This window comes from Paenibacillus sp., assembly GCF_035645195.1.
Lineage (GTDB): Bacteria > Bacillota > Bacilli > Paenibacillales > YIM-B00363 > Paenibacillus_AE.
Genome location: NZ_DASQNA010000041.1, coordinates 136,218 through 153,404, shown reverse-complemented (window position 1 = coordinate 153,404; position 17,187 = coordinate 136,218). Strand labels below are relative to the sequence as shown.

Here is a 17,187-nt window from a genome sequence, read left to right as displayed (position 1 = left end):
TGTTGGCGAGACCGCGCTCGTCGATTATTGGCGGCGAGGCGGTTCTCCGCGAATCGCGTCATTGTAGCGGCGGCGGTCCTCCCCGCTGACCAGGAACGTCCGGATGCGGTTTTTGTCGCCTTCCCATTCGTCGATCTTGAACTTCACTTCGGGAGTCGTGTACCGAACCGAGAACGCTACGCGGGGAATCGGCGAGCCGTTCCGGTTCGACCCGTGCACGATGCGCTCGTTGAAGAACGCGATTTGCCCCGGCGCCATTTCCAAGTCGATCGCCTTCGTTTCGTCGACGTCCTCGGGCCTGACGCCTTCCCGGAAGGCGCTGCCGTCGTCGCCTATTGGTGCATGGACGGTTTCCCCGCCGTGCGTGCCGGGGATGACGCGCAGACAGCCGTTCTCCGCGAGCGAAAATCCGAGGCTTACCCACGCCGTCGCATTGATCGGAGGATCCATCGGCCAATAATGAATGTCCTGGTGCCAAGGAATGAACTTGTCGTTGAACGGCTCCTTATACCAAAAATGCATCGCCCACAAAATCAGATCGGGTCCGAGGATGTCTTGCATGACCGTAACGATCGACGGGTGCGTCGCCAGCTCGTACGCCCATGCGTGCCGGTGATGCCACGCCGACATGGGCGACGACGTCGGACCGCACGCATGCCTCGATTGCCCGATCGTCTCGAAAAACCGGCGGTATCCATCCTCCGCCTCCTCCGAGGTCAGCCCCTGAATCGGCCCGCTGTACCCTTCTTCCTCGTACTGTTTCAACGAAAACGCCGTCCCCGCCGCGATCATTCGCGTCTCCTCCTTCGACTCGCCCTTGTGATTCTCATTATACGAACGGCCGCGGCGCCGCATCAGCCGTCAAAACGATCAATGCTAGCACAAATCGCTCATGGGCGGTACAATGGTCGCGAACGAAGATCGACGAGAGGCGGGGAATGGGCATGGTTTCGGTTGCGGGCGCGCATTTGTGGGTGGACGCTTTGGAGATTACGTGCTATTCGGCAAGGCGGTATCGGCTCGACGGCGGCTGGGCGATTCCCGAGCGGAAGCTGAAGCATGCCGTTCTGTGGCATGTGATCGGGGGCAGCTTCGCGTTCGCCGTGAACGGCGAAACGCGCCGCGCCGAGCGGGGGCAGCTCGTCTGCCTGCCGGCGAACGCGCGGATTTCGAGTCGGGCGATCGCGGATGACATCGACATTCTCAGCGTCAATTTCGACGTCCGTCTGCCGTACGCCGCTTCCTTGCCTTGGCTCGAACTCGTTCGGTTTCCGCATTGCCAATCGGCGCTGCCGTTCCGCGCCCGGCTGGCGGAGCTCGCCGAGACGGCCGACGCAACGTCGGCTCTGGCGCCGATGAAGCGTCAGGCGCTGCTGACGCTGCTGCTCGCGGAATGGATCGAGCTGTCGCTCGTCGCGGGGGCGGCGGCCGAAGGGAATGCGCCGTACGCCGACGCCCGCCTCGCCCGGCTCGCGGAGACGATCGCCCTGCAGCCGCGGCGGCTGCCGACCGTCCGCGAGCTCGGCGAATGGGTCGGCCTGAGCGAAGCGCAGCTGCGTAAGCTGTTCCGAAAGCACACCGGCATGTCGCCGCTGCAGTACGTCCATTCCGTCAAAATTCACCAAAGCAAGCAGCTGCTCCTCCGGCGCGCCGACCGCGTTTCCGAAATCGCCGCGCAGCTCGGGTTCGAAGACGCTAATTATTTCGCGAGGCTGTTTAAAAAAGCGACCGGCGTCTCCCCCAGCGAGTTCCGGGAAACGGCGGAGGATTGGATGACGTAAACGCGCCGAGCCCTTCGGCGCGAGCCGAAGGGCTTGTTTGGTTTGCTACTCTCTCGCTTACGCCTCCCCCATCTTCAACCCTTCGATGTCGTGCTTCTGCACGATCGGCTCCAACTCATCCACGATCCTGCACAGCAAATGCGTCTTCAGCCGCTCCGGCAGCGTTTCATAAAACGCGCGGGTCACTTGCAAATCGTGCCGCTCGTGATTGTTCGCCCCCGGCGCGTCGACGCCGAGCACGAGCACCGGCCTCGCTTTATCGGAGACGTTGGCGGTCCCCCGATGAATCGTCAGCGCGGATCGCACCGAAATGTCTCCCATCTTCGGCATTTTCCGCTCCGCTCTCGCTTCGTAGCGGGCGTACTTCTCCTTCGGCGGGAACATGCCGTACTCGAAATCCGACGCGTCGTCCCACTGGGTGCCGGGCGCGATTTCGAACGGCCCCATGTCCGGCTCCACGTCGACCGTCGTTACGTTAAACGCCAGCGAGTTGAGCCGTCTCCCCCGGTACGTCTCCTCCGGCGAAGGGAAATCGCGATGCCAAGGCTGGTCGACCGCGCCCGGGTTCGGCACGTCGAAGCCGATTTCGACGATTTTGTAATCGGGGCCGAGCACCGCCTCGCAGACGGCGGTCACCCACGGATGCGTCGCAAGTTCCACGAAGCCGCGAATGTCTTCGGGATGAATTTCGACATAATGCCGCTTCGGACCGCGGCCGACCGCTCCGCCGGGACGTTCAAGCGCTTCCCGGTACAGCCGCTCGACGTCTTCGCGCAGACGCTCCGTCCATTCGCGGCTGAACGCGCCTTTCAGCCCTAGAAACCCGGGGCCGTACAAGGAGCCCATGATATGAGCGGTATCGTAGGATTGTTCGGTTATCGTTTGCATTTCGTTCGCCATCGTTGTCCCCCTCCTGCGCGCGCCGTCGTTCCAAGGTTCGGCGCCTTGCGTGCTTCCATTGTAGAGGAGCGCGGCGAGCCGCGGAACGACATAATTTTGGAGGCAACGGACCGTTTTTTGGGAATGTCCTGCGCAAAACGCCTCGGTTCCCCCGAGGCGTTTTCTTCCAAAACGATTCTGTTTAATCAAAACGGATACATATCTTCCAAACCGTCGTCATCTCTCGAGACGGGCAGCGAGATGGTAAACGTCGTCCCCCGTCCTAATTCGCTGTCGACCGAAATTCTGCCGCGGTGATTGCCGACGATGCGGTAGCTGGTCATGAGACCCAGGCCGGTCCCTTTCTCTTTCGTCGTGTAGAAGGGCTCGCCGAGCCGTTTCAGCATATCGGGCGAGATGCCGATGCCTTCGTCGCGAATGCGGATGCGCACCGCGAACGCGCCGTCACGCTCCAACGAGACATGCAGCGTGCCGCCGTCCGCCATCGCTTCGATGCCGTTTTTCATAATGTTGATGAGCACCTGCTTCATTTGGTTTTCGTCGCACAGCACTTCGGCGTCCTCGGCCTCGATGTCGCAGACGATCGAGACATCGCTCATGATCGCCTGCGACTCCAGCAGCGCAACGACCTGCACCGCGATGTCGGCGATGCGGCGCTTCACGAAGCGCACCTGCTGCGGCTTCGCGATCATGAGCAGCTCGCTGATGACGAACTCGATGCGGCTCAGTTCGGAGCGGATGATGTCGTAATAGGGGGGCTCCTGTTCCTCGCTCATCAGCTGCAGGAACCCTTTGATCGCCGTCAGCGGATTGCGGATCTCGTGCGCGATGCCCGCCGCCAGCTCCCCGGCTACCGAAAGCTTTTCGGAACGCTCGTAGAGCTCCCGCGCTTTCCGAAGCTCCGTCATATCCCGGACGAGCACGATGCGGACGAGACCGTCGGTATCCCCGAGCCTCGCGGGAATGGCGGACACTTGAACGTGAATTTCGCTGCCGTCGAACCGGATCCACTTCTCCTCCATCCGCTCGGTGCGGCGTTCCTCGGTTTCCGTGAGCCGAATGCGGGCATGGATGTTTGCATGGTATTCGGGATGTACGAACGAGAAGACGTCCCGTCCCAACAATTGTTCCCGCGACGAGGCGCCGAGCAGCTTCGCTCCGGTTTCGTTCGCATACACCCACCGATTGCCTTGTCCGATGAAGATCGCTTCGGGGAACGACTCGATCAGCTGACGGTAACGCTCCTCGCTGACGCGCAGCGCCCGCTCCGCCGCTTTCCGCTCGGTAATGTCGCGGATAATCGCGCTGTAATACGCAGTTCCCTCGACCTTCCAGGCGCTGATCGACAGCTCCAGCGGAAATTCCTCCCCGCCTTTTCGAACCCCGTGCAGCTCCTGCGTCGTGCCGACGATCCGTCCCTTCTGCGTACGCCGATACCGCTCGACCGCTTCCCGGTGCGACGGCTGCAGGCGCTGCGGAATAATGAAATCGATTCTTTGGCCGAGCACCTCTTCTTCGGAATAACCGAACATTTTTCGAGCGCCTTTGTTCCATACCAAAATGTTCATATTCTCGTCCGTAACGATGACCGCGTCGAGCGCCGTCTCGACGACAGAGTGGAACTGCATCTCCATCTGCGTCTGCTTCCTGCGGGCAAGCTTGGCCTCCGTTACGTCCTTAAGTACGACGTATATCGACTGACCCGCGGGGTCGCCGGTATGCGGAATCGCTTTGGTTTGGAAATACAGCGTGCGGCCGCTGCGGTGCCGGATCGTCAGCTCGAGCTCGACCGGCGCGCCTCCGGCCGCTTGACGCAGCGTTTCTATCGCCCGGGAGCGATCCTCCTCGGAGACGAGCAGGTCGAAGGTCCGTCCGGCGAGCGCCTCGGGCTCCCATCCGAACGCGCCTGCCGCCGCGCGGTTGCTTTGCAGGATCGTTCCGTTCCCGTCGACGAGCAGGATGACGTCAGGATAATTTTCGAACAGCGATTTATGTTTCCGGTCGTTGTATGTCAAACGATGGAGATACACCGCGATTAAAGCGGCCAATACGATACCGATCGTCACATGCGCGACCGTGTGGGCGAGCCAGTTGGAAACGGGTCCGAAATACGGCCTCCCCGCGATCGCCGCCTGCGGCGCGAACGTTGTACCGTGCATCCCGACGCTGTGCATGAAGGTCATGCCCGCGGTCAGCAGCAGCGCGCAGAAAAATCTCGCCGCCGCGCCTTGCCGGGGCTCCCGACGCGCCGCGATGCCGAATACCAACATTGCGGCCGCGACGCCGATCGCTCCGCTCAATACAACCATCGCCGGATCGTACTGTTTGGTTGCTTGAATGGCTTCCACGCCGATCATATGCATGGAGACGGCGCCGAGGCCGAGCAGGAGCGAGGCTCCGACGTAGCGCGATTTCGAGCCCCCGCCGCCGAAGCAGCCGAACGCCGCATAGGAAGTCCCTACCGCTACGAATAAAGAGAGTAACGTAAGCCACCTATCGTACGCGACAGGAAACCCGAGATCGACGGACATAAGCGCAGTGAAATGCATCGCCCAAAGCCCGATGCCGATGAGCCCCGCGATCAGCCAACGCCAAAATTTCCAGGGCTCGATTTTCATATAGCCGAGAAGATGTAAGGAGACGTACGACGTAATCAGTGCAATAAGCTGAGAGATGGATAACAGCGCAATGTTATGTTGTTCGATGAATGCATACACTTGGTGTTTCCCCCATTCGAGCTGCTAACCATATTGAACGGGCCGCCGTTTCTATCATAAGCCGTTTGGGAGAAAAAAGAAACACTTCGCCCGCGGTGCGGACGAAGTGTTCGCGTTAACTCGATTAGGAACAAGCAATGTCGGGTTCGCCCGACAAGATCGCTCTCGCCCAGCGCTCCAGCCGAGCCCCGTCCGCGGCGGCGCGGGGCGGCTCGAGACGGCTTCCGGAGCGGAGCCGGCCTCTCGCTCGATGCAGCTGGGATTTCACCGCGGATGCCGACGTGTGCATCATATCGGCCAGTTCCTGAACCGTAAACCCGAAATATTCGGAGAGCAGCCACATTTCCGCGCTGCGGGACGGCAGCCGTTCGGCCAAGCTTTCGAGGCAGCTGATGACGAGCACGTAGTCCAAGTCGCCTCGAGCCTCCGCTGCTTGGCGGAGCTCCTCCGACATTCGGCGGCGCCGGCGGTAATCGTCGATCCAGGCGTTGCGAGCGACCCGGTACAGCAGCGCAGCGCCGCCTCGAATCGCGCCCGTCCGGCAATAGTGCAAATACGCCTTCATCAACGTCGTCTGCAGCAAATCTTCCGCGTCCCAGGGCGAACGGGCGAGCCTCGCGCAGTACCGTTTCAGCTGCGGAAGATGCGGCTCGACGGCGGCGGCGAAGCCGTCCTGAAACGCGCCGTTATTCATTCAAGTACGTGCCGACGCGGTTTTGGATCAGCTCCGCCGCGTCCTCGGCGGACATCGCCCCGTTGAAGAAGGAAGCCGCTTCCTCCTTGACCATGCTCAGGATTTGCGGGTCGCTGCCGGTATACGCCCCGACTTGCTCCGTCAATGCGGCGATCGCTTCGATCTCCGCCTCCGTCGGCGCGGGGGGCGTGTCGCCGGCCGGACCGGACATCCGGATTTGGCCTTTGCTCATCATGTCCACGACCCGGTTCAACATCTCCTTCAGCGCCGCCTTCCGGACCGGAAACCCTTCCACGCTCGGATGCGACTGCACCGAATCCGACAGCAGGAACGAAAGAAACTTCCACGCTTCCTCCGGAACCTTCGAATTGCTGTTCATGGCCAGCATCAAACCCGAATTGTAGGAGATGCCTTGGCTTTCCCCGCCGCCGGGCGCCCAATATACTTCCCCGGATCCTTGATAAGCGATTTTCGGCATCATGAACAGTTCCATCGGACGTTTCATCTGCAGCGATTTGAATACGTCCAAATCCTGCATGGCCGTTTCGACATCGGCGTCGATCAGTCCCGCATCCGATAGGCGCTTCAATTCTTGGAGCAGAGAGATGAATGAATCGTTCGTAAAATTCGCGGTTTTGGCGGCGGCATCGGCGTACTGTCCGAACTCGGATTGGACGATGCGGGCGAGCACTTCCTCCGGGCTCGTTCCGGCCAAGACGACTTGCGCGGCGCCCGGCCGCGAAGCGAGCGCCCGCTCCCCGGCCTGCAGCAGTTCCTGCCACGTCCACGTTCGATCGTCGACGGAGAGTCCGGCGTCGTTCAACAGCTTGGCGTTCCCCACGATCAAATTTAAGTTGTAGTAAATCGGGAGCGCCGCTTGCCGACCGTTCACCTTGACGCCTTCCAGCACGCCCGCGTTCAGTTCGTCCGTCTTCGTTGCGGCGTCCTTCTGCAGCCGTTCCGTCAAATCGACGAGCATGCCTTGCTCCGCATATTTCCCGTAGGCGAGCGACTCGACCGCGATCAAATCGGCTCCTTGGCCCGACATCAACTCGGTGTTCACGGTCGAGCGGAATTTCTCCAGCGTCGCTTCGTCGAGTCCGCCGCCGAGCTCTTCCACGACCGGGCCTTGAGCTTCGGGGGATGCGGCGTACGATTGAATTTGAATGTCGATCGTCGGATTCGCCTGCTCGAATTCGGCTTCGGCCTGCTGCAGAAACCTGCTGTTTTTCGGCACTGATACGGTAACCGCCGTTTTCTTTTCCCCTGAACCGCCCCCGCTTTCTTGATGCACCTCCTGGCCTCCGCCGCTTCCTCCTTCCCGATGCACCTCGTTGCCTCCGCCGGAGCCGGAGCCGGAGCTGTCGTTGCCTCCTGCCGGAGCCGCCCCCCCCGCTGCAAGCCGTCAACAACATCGCCAGCCCCATCGCGATCCACGCAACCTTTTTCCGTTTCATGTTCATCTCTTATCCTCCATTCATTGATTAATAGCGAACGCGGTCGCCGTCGTTCAGCGGCGCCGACGTTTCCTTCACGACCCGGTCTTTGGGCGACAATCCGCCGACGACGAGCGTGCTCGCCGCGTCCGAATCGCCCGTGCTGACGTACACCTTCTGGACGGTGAATTCGTTGCCGAGCGGACTCGTCTTCTCGTTCACGACGTAGACGTAGGTGCCGCTCCCGTCCTGTTTCACTGCTTCGTTCGGCACGAGCAGACCGGGCTGCCGGGTTTGGTTCGTCCACCGGAACCTCACTCGTTCCCCGCCTTGCACCGTTCCGTCCGCGAATCGGAATCGAAGCAGCTTCCGAGGATTGCCCTGGCCGCCGTCTTCGATTTTTTCGAGCGTCGCGTGCGCCGTCCGGTATTCGTCGCCGATGATTTGCATCGTCACCTCTTGGCCCGGCGCGATGTACGACGCCAATTCCTCGTCGATCTCGACCGACACCCCCCAGCCGTCCGCCGCGTCCGCGAGCACGACCGCCGCGCCTTGCCCGTTAGGCAGTCCCTCCTTAGCGGAAACGTTCAACACGATGCCGTCGACGGGCGCGCGCACCGTGCCCTCTTCGTCGATCCTTTCGCGCAGCCGATCGATCTTCCGCCGCTGCAGTTCGATGTCGAGACGCAGGGAGCGAACGTCCTGCTCCGCGGTTTTCGCTTGCTCTTCGCTGCCGCCCATAGACGCTTTCTTGTATTGATCCAACAGCCTGTTCAATTGCAACTCGTATTTCTTCAGTCGGATCCGTTCGTCCGACAGCTCCCGCTCCGCGGCTTCCGTATCGAGACGAAGCAGCGGCTCGCCTTTTTTAACAGATTGATCCTCTTCTACCAGCACCTCGGCGACCTTCCATCCCGTCCGGTCGTACACCTCGGTTTCCCTCATCGCTTCGACCGTGCCCTCGCCTTCGATCGTGAACGATAATCCGCCGAGCTTCGCCTCCTCCGCCTGAACCTTGGGCAGCGTCAGCTGCCGATACGTATTCGCGAACATCGACAAGAGGAGCAGCCCCCCGAAAAACGCCGCCATGACGATGCGCAGCGCGCGGCGCCGTTCGCGCTGTCGAGCTTCCTCCGATTTTGCAGCGATCAACCGACCATCCCCATCCTTCCTTTCAACCTTTGACGCCGGAGAGCTGTATGCCCTCGATCAACTCGTTCTCTCCGTACCGGAACACGAAAATCATCGGCGCCATGTACAGCACGGAAGCGGCGAAGGCGACGCCCCGGTCCCCCTCGTTGACATTGGCCAAATAAATGGACAACGGCAGTTTGTACGCGTCGCGAATAAAAATGAGCGGCTGCTCCACCATGTTCCAGTAGTCGACGAACGCCAAAATCGACAAGGCCGCGATGCCGGGCGCCGTCATCGGCACGATGATGCGCGCGAAAATGTACGCATACGACGCGCCGTCGATCTGCGCCGCCTCGACGTACGCCTTCGGAATGTGCAGCATGAACTGGCGGAGCAAGAACACGCCGAACGCCGCGAACACCCCCGGCCAGATGATCGCCCAGCGCGTATCGAGCAGCCCGAGCCGCTCCATCGCCAAATAATTCGGCACGAGCGTCACCTGGAACGGCATCAGCATCGTGATAAGGTACACGAGAAACAGCCGCTCCCTGCCGGGAAAACGCAATTTCGCGAACGCGAACGCCGCCATGGCGCCGACGAGCGTTTGGCCCGCGACGATCGGGACGACAAGCGCGACGGAGTTCCAAAACATCGTCAAAAATTGGCTTTTATCCAACAACACGACCGCATACTGCGCCAACGAGACCATGTCGGGCACCAGTTTGAGATTCGCGTACGCCCCCGCTTCCGCCGTGGAACCGATAGCGTCGTAATTGATTCCAATCTCTTCTTCCGTCATGACCGAATTCGTCAGCGTCACGACGAGCGGCAGCAGCATGAGCGCCGCCCCCGCCGCCAGCAGCGCCGCGACGACGCTTTCCCGTATCCGCGTCATTCCGACACCCCCTACTCCAACGCCTTCCGAAATTGCGATTCCACCCGGAACAGCGCGACGACCGCGACCGCGATCGCCAGCGCCATCAAGTACGCGGCGGACGTCAGCTTCTGATAGTTCAGAGATAAAAACATGTTGTTCATATAATGCTGCAGCAAATAAATGCTGTCATGCGGGTATTCCCCCGCGACGAGGTACGTCTCCCGAAACACCTTGAAGGAATTGATGATCGACATGATCAGCACGAAAAACGACGACGGCGTCAAATATACGAGCGTAATGGACACGAACTGCCTCAGCCGCCCCGCGCCGTCCATGCTTGCCGCTTCGTAGTAATCCTTCGGAATCATCTGCAGTCCTGCGAGGAACATCACCATGTTGTATCCGACGTTTTTCCAGATGTACATGCAGACGAGCACCCAACGGGCCGCTTCCGTTTTCATCCAATCGCGGGGAACGGCGCCGATCGACAGCAGCCAGCCGTTGACCGCTCCGAAGCCGTCGAACAGCACCTGCCAAAACAACACGACCGAGGCGACCGGCACGACGAGCGGCATGACGTAGGCGGTTCGCAGCCAATCGCGGAACGGCAGGTTGCGGTTCAAGAGCAGCGCGAGAGCGAGCGACAACGACATGACAGCCGGAACGCTGACGAGCGTGAACCACAGCGAATTGCCGGCCGCTTTGCGGAACGATGCGGACGCGAGCACTTCCCGGTAGTTCGCGAATCCGACGAAGTCGCCTCGCACCGGATGGTCTACCAGCGAATAATAGAAACCTACGGCGAACGGAAGCGCGAAAAAGAGGCAAAACCCGGCGGCGCTCGGGAGCAGGAAGGCAAGGGCGATCCCTCCTTCCCCCCGCAGCGGCGCCGACAGACGGCGAAGACGGCTTTGAACCATAACAACCTCCCGGGTAAAATAATAGTTGGACTTTCTAGCGGCGGATCGGGTATGAATAGAACTATAATCTTGCAATGTGACGGGCGTGTGACAAGAAGGGAGAATCGTTGCCGGTGAAAACGATCATGGTCGTCGAGGACGAACCGAGAATGCAAGACTTGATATGCGACTACTTGCAAGAGCAGCCGTTCCGGCTGCTCCGCGCCCGCGACGGCCGGCAGGCGCTCGAGGCGTTCGCGAAGGATCCGGCCGATCTGGTCATTCTGGACGTGATGATGCCGTTCGTGGACGGATTCGAAGTGTGCCGGACGCTGCGCCGAAAGTCCGACGTGCTGATCGTCATCTTAACCGCGAAATCGGAGGAAGCGGACAAGCTGCTCGGCTACGAGCTCGGCGCGGACGACTACGTGACGAAGCCGTTCAGCCCCAAAGTGCTCGTCGCCAAGGTGCGGGCGCTCCTGAAGCGCGCGGAGCGGTCCGGGAGCGATGTTGACGCCGCGCTCGTGCGCGCCGGCGACCTCGAAATCAACGAAGCGACGTTCGAGGCGCGTCTCCGCGGCGAGCCGCTCGCGCTGACGCCGAAAGAGTTCGATCTGCTGCTGTTCATGTGCCGCAACCGCAACCTCGTCTTGTCGCGGGATCAGCTGCTCGACAGCGTCTGGGGCCACGACTATTTCGGCGACGTGCGCACGGTGGACACGCATGTGAAACGGCTGCGCCAAAAGCTCGGGCATTGCGCCGACTGGATCCGCACGGTGCGCGGGAACGGATATATGCTGAAGGCGGGCGATTAAGATGAGGTTTCGAGGCATCGCGTTCAAGCTGTTCGCGATCACCAGCGCCGTCTTAATCGGGCTGCTGACGCTGCTGATGCTGTCACAGCTGCTGTTTTTCGAGAAATATTATTTATACAAGAAGGAGTCCGAGATCAGGAACGAATGGATCGAGCTGCGCGACCGATTCGTTCGGGAGAAGGAGAATCCGAATACGATTCCGCTTTATTTTCTTGGATTCGAGGATCGGTTCGGCGCGATGACGGCGATCGGCACCTTCCAAGACGGGCAGCTGCATTTAACGCTGAGCCAAGGCTCCGGCGACGGGAACCGCACGATCGTTCGAACGCTGCGAGTCGAGCCGGGCGGCGCGCCGCAACTCGCGCCGCTGATGCCGTTTCTCGATTTTGACCGGGACAAGCTGCTGCTCGGCATTCGCGATTGGGCGAGCGACGAGGAGGCGCTGCGCGCCGTGATGGAGGAAGGGCGAGCGGTCATCCGCACGTTCGACGTTCCGCTGCCGGGTCTGGAAACGGCGACGCACATGCTGGTCATCGCCCCGGCGGAAACCGAGACCGGGGACACGGCGCTGCTGTTCGCGGTCACCTCCCTCCAACCGGTCGGCGACGCCGTCATGGTGCTCGGAGATATTTATTTCGTGATGTACGGCGCGGCGATCGCCATCGTGCTCCTGCTCGCCTTCGTCTACTCGGGCATGCTGACGAAGCCGCTGCGCGCCCTCAACCGAGTCGCGCTACGGATGGCGAAGCTCGATTTCAGCGAACGCAGCCGCCTTGCGCGCAAGGACGAGCTCGGCAATTTGTCGGAGACGCTCAATTTTCTCGCGGACAACTTGCAGCGCGCGATGGAGGAGTTGACGCGCACGAACGCGCAGCTGCAAGCGGACATCGAGCGGGAGAAACGGCTGGAGCAGCTTCGGAAAGAATTCGTCGCCGGCGTCTCGCACGAATTGAAGACGCCGATCAGCCTCATCAGCGGCTATGCGGAGGCGCTGCAGGACAATTTGGGGGACGAGGCGCGCAAGGCGCATTACGTGGAAGTCATTATGGACGAGGCGGCGCAGATGGAGAAGCTCGTGCTCGACATGCTCGATTTGTCGCAGCTCGAAGCGGGGCAATACACCGTCGAACCCGTGCCGTTCGACATCGCCGAGACGGCTCGCGAGGCGGCGCAGAAGCTGGCGCCTTATTACGACGGCAAGCTGCTGGAAATCGAGGGCGCCGCCGCGGACGTTCGAGCGGACCCGTTCCGGATTCGGCAAGTGCTGACCAATCTGCTCAGCAACGCGATCCGCCATACGCCCGACGGCGGCGCGTTCGGCGTGCGGATCGACCGGCCGGCTCCCGGCACCGTGCGCGTCGTCGTCTGGAACGACGGCGAGCCGATTCCGGAAGCGGAGCTCGAGCACATTTGGACGCACTTCTACCGCGTGGAAAAATCGCGCCACCGCGGGCACGGCGGCTCGGGCATCGGCCTTGCGATCGTGCGGCAAATTTTGCGGCTGCACGGGAGCGCGTTCGGCGCGAGGAATCTGGAGGGCGGCGTCGAGTTTTATTTCGAGCTCGAGGAAGCTTCATAGCGGATAGCAAAAGCGCGCGAACCGATTCGGTCCGCGCGCTTTCCTTTACCAGCCGATGGCCGCGCCGTCGCTGCGCGGGTCGGCCCCGCCGCTCGGGAAGCCGCGCTCGTCGATCGCGATCGCATGGGCGTGACCCATAATGCCGTCCCAAGGCTGCACGACGTTCACCTGGTGACCCGCCTTGCGCAGCGCCTCGGCCACCTCCGGCGCGATGCGCCCTTCGAGCTTAACCTCCTGCGTCGGCGCTCCCCACGTTCTTCCCCACACCCACCGCGGCTCGGAAACCGCCTGCAGCGGATCCATGCCGTAATCGACCATGCGGGTGAACACGGCGGTCATCGTTTGCGGCTGCCCTTCCCCGCCTTGCGTGCCGTACACGAACGCGGGCTTCCCGTCCCGCAGCGCCATCGCCGGGGCGAGCGTGTGGAACGTCCGTTTGTGCGGCTCCAGCCGGTTGACGTGGTTCGGGTCGAGCGAGAAGAACGAGCCCCGGTTTTGCAGCAAAATGCCGGTATCGCCCGCCGCCACGCCCGATCCGAATTCGAAATACAAGCTCTGGATGAACGAGACGGCGTTGCCCTCTTCGTCGACGACGGCCGCGTACGCGGTGTCGTTCCCCTGCGGCACGGCGCTGACGTCGACGGTGCGGTCCATACGGATGGCGCCGGCGAGTTCGGCCGCGTACGCTTTGTCCAGCAGCCGGTCGAGCGGGATCGCGGAGAATGCCGGGTCCGTGAGGTAGCGGTTGCGGTCGCGGAAGCTCAGCTTGATCGCCTCGATCAACAGATGGTAATACTCCGGCGAGCCGTGCTCGACGGCGGAGAGGTCGAAGCGCTCCGCGATATTCAGCGCCATCAGCGCCGCGAAGCCTTGCGAATTCGGCGGCATCTGGAACACGTCGTAGCCCCGGTACGTCGTCGTGATCGGATCGACCCAATCGCCTTCGTGATCGGCGAAATCGTCTTCCGAGAGCAGCCCGCCGTGCTCGCTCGCCTCGCCCGCGATCGTCCGCGCGATCGGACCTCGGTAGAACGCGTCGCGCCCTTGCTCCGCGATCAGCCTGAGGCTTGCGGCCAGCTGCCGCTGCACGAACCGCTCCCCCGCTTTCGGCACGCGCCCGCCCGGCAAATAGATGGAGGCCGTCGACGGGTATCGTTCCAATACCGAAGCGTGCGCCGCCGTGTTCGCGTGCTGGTCCGCGGACAGCGGAAATCCGTCCGCCGCGTACGCGATGGCCGGCTCAAGCGCTTCGGCGAGGCCGAGACGCCCGTACTGCCGAAGCACGGCGTCCCAGCCGTCGACCATGCCCGGCACTGTCAAAGCGGCCAGAGGCCCGCGTACCGGTATGGCGTCGAGTCCGGCGTAACGGGCAAGGGTAGCGGCGTATGCGGAACGCCCGCTTGCGTTGTACGCCCGCACCTTTCCTTCCCCGGCGCGGCAGACGAGCCAGAACGCATCGCCGCCGAGCCCCGTCATATGAGGATAGACGACCGCCAAACACGCGCTGACCGCCACCGCGGCATCGAACGCGTTGCCGCCTCGAGCGAGCGCGCGCGCTCCCGCCGCCGAAGCCAAGTAATGGGGGCTGACGACCATCGCTTTCGTACCTTTGAACGTTTGCTGCATCTCGGTCCACTCCTCACATAGTAAAGGCGAGGCCTGCGGATCGGTTCCGCAGGCCTCTTGGGTCAAAAGGGTTTACGATTTGTTCGTCGTGTTGTCATTCAAGGAAGCCGGCTGAACGAACGGCAGCGCGTAGACGATTTTCACCGTCTGACCTTCGTAGCTCGCCAGATACACAAGCTGCTGCGTCGTAAAACCGGTTCCGTTCTTGGTGAAATTCGTTTGCAGCTTCTGCTCGAACGACGTGCCGTTGATCGTGTAGCGCAGCGTGTAGTTTTGCTGCACGTTGCCGCCGTTCGCCGACGTTCCGGTCCACGTGGACTCGATGCCGCTTTCGTCCACGACGCCCGTCGTTTCGGCCGGAATCGACGGCGCCGGAGCGGCCGGGGCGGCCGGAGCGGCGAGCGTGAACGTCTTCGTCCATCCTTCCAGCGTTACCGTCACGTCGGTGGACGTCCCCGGCAGTAAGCCCGCGCGCTGCACCGTCTCCGACGACTTCGCGCCGTTGCTGTACGTCTTCTCGACGGCGAAGTCGACGCTGTACGTCGGCGCTTCGTACGTCCATACCGGCTCCGCGGCGGTCAGCGCGAAGTCCCGCAGCACGACCGGAGGCGCGATTTCGAAGCCCGATGCGGCGTATACCGCGTCCCCCGCAACCTGCGCCAAGGTCGGCTCCGCCACGACCTCCCTCACCTCGTCGTCCCACACTTTCACCAATTGGTACGAGAACGAGAACAAATTCGATACGCGGTCGTACGCGTCCCAAGAGAGATTCGTATATTCGTAATACTTAATGAACGGCACGTGCACGACTTGCGCGGCCGCGGATGCGGCCCGCGTATGGACGGCGCCCGCCGTCTTGCCGTTCATGTAAACCGTATATGCGTCGACATTGAACGCCACGTCGCCGGTTTGCGAGCCGACGGACGTCGGGTAGCGGTACGTCCACGTTCGATCGCCGATTTTCGTAAGCTGCGCCGATGCGCTGACGTCTTGTCCGTTGACGAGCAGCACGAGCTTCGGACCGTCGATCGTGACGGTGCCCGTGAGCACGACGTCGGTCGCGTAGTGAGCGAGCGTCGGAATGAAATCCGGGCTGATCGCGCCCGTCATGCGCTGCTGTTCCGTCCTGCCTGTCTCCTTGGCTTCCGCCGCCGTTTTCGCGGCCGCCGCGGCGTCCAGCGCGCCCGCGCCGCAGCCGAACAGCATGAAGCCGGCCAATCCGGCCGCCCCGACTTTGCTTGCCCATGTTCCGTTCTGAATGATTTTCATCTGGTTGTCTCCTCTTAGGTCGATGTCGCTAAGAGGGCCGGTTACACTATTCGCTCCGCATACCCTAAGTGTCCATGTACAGGGCAGGCTTCTTCGCATCCCGCTATATCGCAGACTTCATTATAGGGGGCGATTCGCCGCCGCACAAGACGGGGAACCATCATTTTGAATCGCGTAAATTATGTCAGCTGCGTCCGCTCGTCCGCGATTTGTCGAAGCCATCGGAGCAGCCTTCGATCTTGCCCGGGGCCCGCGACGACGGATACGCCGACCGGCAAGCCGCCGACGTCGCCCCACGGCAGCGTCGCCTGGGGCAATCCGGCGAGGCCCGCGATGCAGCACAGCTGCAGCGTTCGGCTGCGCAGCCGCTCCAGCGCTTCTCCGCCCGCTCCCCGCCGCGGCGCGGGACCCGGCGTCGTCGGCAGAACGAGAACGCCGTCTTCGCCGAGAACGTCGACGAGCCGTTCGCGAATGACCGAGCGCATCGCCGTCTTCGCCGCGCTCGCGGCGTCGTCGACCGTGCTCGCCCACGCGAACCTCTCGGCGATGCCGGGACCGAAGCGCGGCTTCACCCGTTCGATCCAAGCGCCGTGCGTCCGCCATATTTCCGACGCCTGCAAAATCCGGAACGCGCGCATCCATTCCTCGAGCCCCTCCGGCGCGAGCGTCGTCTCCTCTTGCGAATCGGCGCGCGCCGCGAGCTCGCGAACGAGACCCAGCAGCGTCGGCTCGCACTCCGGCGCGAGCAGCGCGCAGGCGTCGAGCGGCATGATCGCCCGGCGGAACGGCGCCGCGTCGTCCGGCTGCTCCAGCAGCGCTGCGCCGACAGCTTCCAGCGTGCGCGCGTCCCGCGCCATCCAGCCGACCGTATCGAACGACGGCGCGAGCGGAATGACGCCGTCCTCGGACACGGCGCCGTGCGTCGGCCGGAACCCGTAAATGCCGCAATACGCGGACGGCACGCGCACGGACCCGCCCGTATCGGTGCCGATGGCGAAATCCGTCAGCTCCCCGGCGACGGCCGAAGCCGAGCCGCTGGACGACCCGCCGGGAATATGCTCCGGCGCCTTCGGATTTACCGGCGTGCCGTAGTGGTAATTCTCGCCGTTCAAGCTGTACATCAGCTCATCGGTATGCGTCATGCCCGTGAGCCGGGCGCCCGCGCGCAGCAGCCGCACAATCGCTTCCGCGTCGCGTGCCGAGGGGGCGTGCGTCCGCTTCCAATCCGGATGGCCCGCGCCGGCGGTGTAGCCTCGAACCTCGAACACGTCCTTCGCCGCGAACGTCAGAGCGTTCAGTACGCCATGACCGATCGGGTCCCTTCGAACGTCAGGCGCGCATACCGCTCCCCACGGGTCCGCCTTCCCCGCCGCGGTCACGGCCTGCCGGCGGCGGCATCCCGCTTGCGTACCGGCGCCATCCATCCTAATGAGCGTTCCATCGACATCCTCGCCTTTCGT

The 17,187-nt window shown here is 62.4% G+C and carries 14 protein-coding genes and 1 riboswitch; of the genes, 3 read left to right on the top strand and 11 right to left on the bottom strand.

The window, feature by feature from the left end; all coding sequences use genetic code 11:
• Positions 1–24: 24 nt before the first annotated feature.
• Positions 25–792 (bottom strand): phytanoyl-CoA dioxygenase family protein, encoded by a 768-nt coding sequence (locus tag VE009_RS22955; protein WP_325011728.1) that lies wholly within the window; start codon positions 790–792, stop codon positions 25–27.
• 152 nt (positions 793–944) lie between these two features.
• Here VE009_RS22955 and VE009_RS22950 point away from each other — a divergent pair, with 152 nt between their 5' ends.
• Complete coding sequence (locus VE009_RS22950; RefSeq protein ID WP_325011726.1) at positions 945–1,781, top strand: AraC family transcriptional regulator; 837 nt, start codon at positions 945–947, stop codon at positions 1,779–1,781.
• A 57-nt stretch (positions 1,782–1,838) separates the two neighbouring features.
• On the opposite strand, the gene VE009_RS22945 is transcribed toward VE009_RS22950, so the two are convergent.
• From VE009_RS22945 to VE009_RS22915, 7 genes are all read right to left on the bottom strand, one after another.
• Positions 1,839–2,681 carry a phytanoyl-CoA dioxygenase family protein gene (locus VE009_RS22945; RefSeq protein WP_325011724.1) on the bottom strand — a complete coding sequence of 281 codons (843 nt, stop codon included), beginning with the start codon at positions 2,679–2,681 and terminating at the stop codon, positions 1,839–1,841.
• Between the two features lie 185 nt (positions 2,682–2,866).
• The gene (locus VE009_RS22940; protein ID WP_325011722.1) at positions 2,867–5,398 is read right to left on the bottom strand and encodes a PAS domain S-box protein; all 2,532 of its coding nucleotides are present in this window, start codon (positions 5,396–5,398) and stop codon (positions 2,867–2,869) included.
• Between the two features lie 124 nt (positions 5,399–5,522).
• Complete coding sequence (locus VE009_RS22935) at positions 5,523–6,092, bottom strand: RNA polymerase sigma factor (RefSeq protein ID WP_325011720.1); 570 nt, start codon at positions 6,090–6,092, stop codon at positions 5,523–5,525.
• Positions 6,085–7,422 (bottom strand): ABC transporter substrate-binding protein, encoded by a 1,338-nt coding sequence (locus VE009_RS22930; RefSeq protein ID WP_325011719.1) that lies wholly within the window; start codon positions 7,420–7,422, stop codon positions 6,085–6,087. The genes VE009_RS22935 and VE009_RS22930 overlap by 8 nt, the downstream gene beginning before the upstream one ends.
• A 154-nt stretch (positions 7,423–7,576) precedes the next feature.
• Positions 7,577–8,680: an efflux RND transporter periplasmic adaptor subunit gene (locus tag VE009_RS22925; protein ID WP_325011717.1), complete on the bottom strand. Its 1,104-nt coding sequence runs from the start codon at positions 8,678–8,680 to the stop codon at positions 7,577–7,579.
• Positions 8,681–8,702: 22 nt separating this feature from the next.
• Complete coding sequence (locus VE009_RS22920; RefSeq protein ID WP_325011715.1) at positions 8,703–9,557, bottom strand: carbohydrate ABC transporter permease; 855 nt, start codon at positions 9,555–9,557, stop codon at positions 8,703–8,705.
• Positions 9,558–9,568: 11 nt separating this feature from the next.
• Entirely contained in the window at positions 9,569–10,459 is an 891-nt protein-coding gene (locus VE009_RS22915) for a sugar ABC transporter permease (RefSeq protein ID WP_325011713.1), read from the bottom strand.
• A 113-nt stretch (positions 10,460–10,572) separates the two neighbouring features.
• Between VE009_RS22915 and VE009_RS22910 the strand changes: the two genes are divergently transcribed.
• Positions 10,573–11,253: a response regulator transcription factor gene (locus VE009_RS22910; RefSeq protein ID WP_325011711.1), complete on the top strand. Its 681-nt coding sequence runs from the start codon at positions 10,573–10,575 to the stop codon at positions 11,251–11,253.
• Position 11,254: 1 nt separating this feature from the next.
• A complete protein-coding gene (locus VE009_RS22905) occupies positions 11,255–12,832 on the top strand; it encodes a HAMP domain-containing sensor histidine kinase (protein ID WP_325011709.1) in 1,578 nt (525 codons plus the stop codon).
• Between the two features lie 45 nt (positions 12,833–12,877).
• Here VE009_RS22905 and ggt read toward each other — a convergent pair whose 3' ends face one another.
• The 3 genes from ggt to VE009_RS22890 form a co-directional block, all read right to left on the bottom strand.
• Positions 12,878–14,458: a gamma-glutamyltransferase gene (gene ggt / locus VE009_RS22900; RefSeq protein ID WP_325011707.1), complete on the bottom strand. Its 1,581-nt coding sequence runs from the start codon at positions 14,456–14,458 to the stop codon at positions 12,878–12,880.
• A 72-nt stretch (positions 14,459–14,530) separates the two neighbouring features.
• Complete coding sequence (locus VE009_RS22895; protein ID WP_325011705.1) at positions 14,531–15,727, bottom strand: hypothetical protein; 1,197 nt, start codon at positions 15,725–15,727, stop codon at positions 14,531–14,533.
• Between the two features lie 26 nt (positions 15,728–15,753).
• A riboswitch (cyclic di-GMP riboswitch) is annotated at positions 15,754–15,837 on the bottom strand.
• A gap of 69 nt (positions 15,838–15,906) precedes the next feature.
• Positions 15,907–17,151, bottom strand: a complete 1,245-nt coding sequence (locus VE009_RS22890) for an amidase (protein WP_325011704.1) — start codon at positions 17,149–17,151, stop codon at positions 15,907–15,909.
• Between the last annotated feature and the right edge of the window lie 36 nt (positions 17,152–17,187).

Bases quoted from the DNA above. Each gene is read 5' to 3' on its own strand.
- VE009_RS22915 (WP_325011713.1), bottom strand. From the start codon at position 10,459: ATGGTTCAAAGCCGTCTTCGCCGTCTGTCGGCGCCGCTGCGGGGGGAA.
- VE009_RS22890 (WP_325011704.1), bottom strand. From the start codon at position 17,151: ATGGATGGCGCCGGTACGCAAGCGGGATGCCGCCGCCGGCAGGCCGTG.
- VE009_RS22955 (WP_325011728.1), bottom strand. From the start codon at position 792: ATGATCGCGGCGGGGACGGCGTTTTCGTTGAAACAGTACGAGGAAGAA.
- ggt (WP_325011707.1), bottom strand. From the start codon at position 14,458: ATGCAGCAAACGTTCAAAGGTACGAAAGCGATGGTCGTCAGCCCCCAT.
- VE009_RS22935 (WP_325011720.1), bottom strand. From the start codon at position 6,092: ATGAATAACGGCGCGTTTCAGGACGGCTTCGCCGCCGCCGTCGAGCCG.
- VE009_RS22950 (WP_325011726.1), top strand. From the start codon at position 945: ATGGTTTCGGTTGCGGGCGCGCATTTGTGGGTGGACGCTTTGGAGATT.
- VE009_RS22920 (WP_325011715.1), bottom strand. From the start codon at position 9,557: ATGACGCGGATACGGGAAAGCGTCGTCGCGGCGCTGCTGGCGGCGGGG.
- VE009_RS22945 (WP_325011724.1), bottom strand. From the start codon at position 2,681: ATGGCGAACGAAATGCAAACGATAACCGAACAATCCTACGATACCGCT.
- VE009_RS22905 (WP_325011709.1), top strand. From the start codon at position 11,255: ATGAGGTTTCGAGGCATCGCGTTCAAGCTGTTCGCGATCACCAGCGCC.
- VE009_RS22895 (WP_325011705.1), bottom strand. From the start codon at position 15,727: ATGAAAATCATTCAGAACGGAACATGGGCAAGCAAAGTCGGGGCGGCC.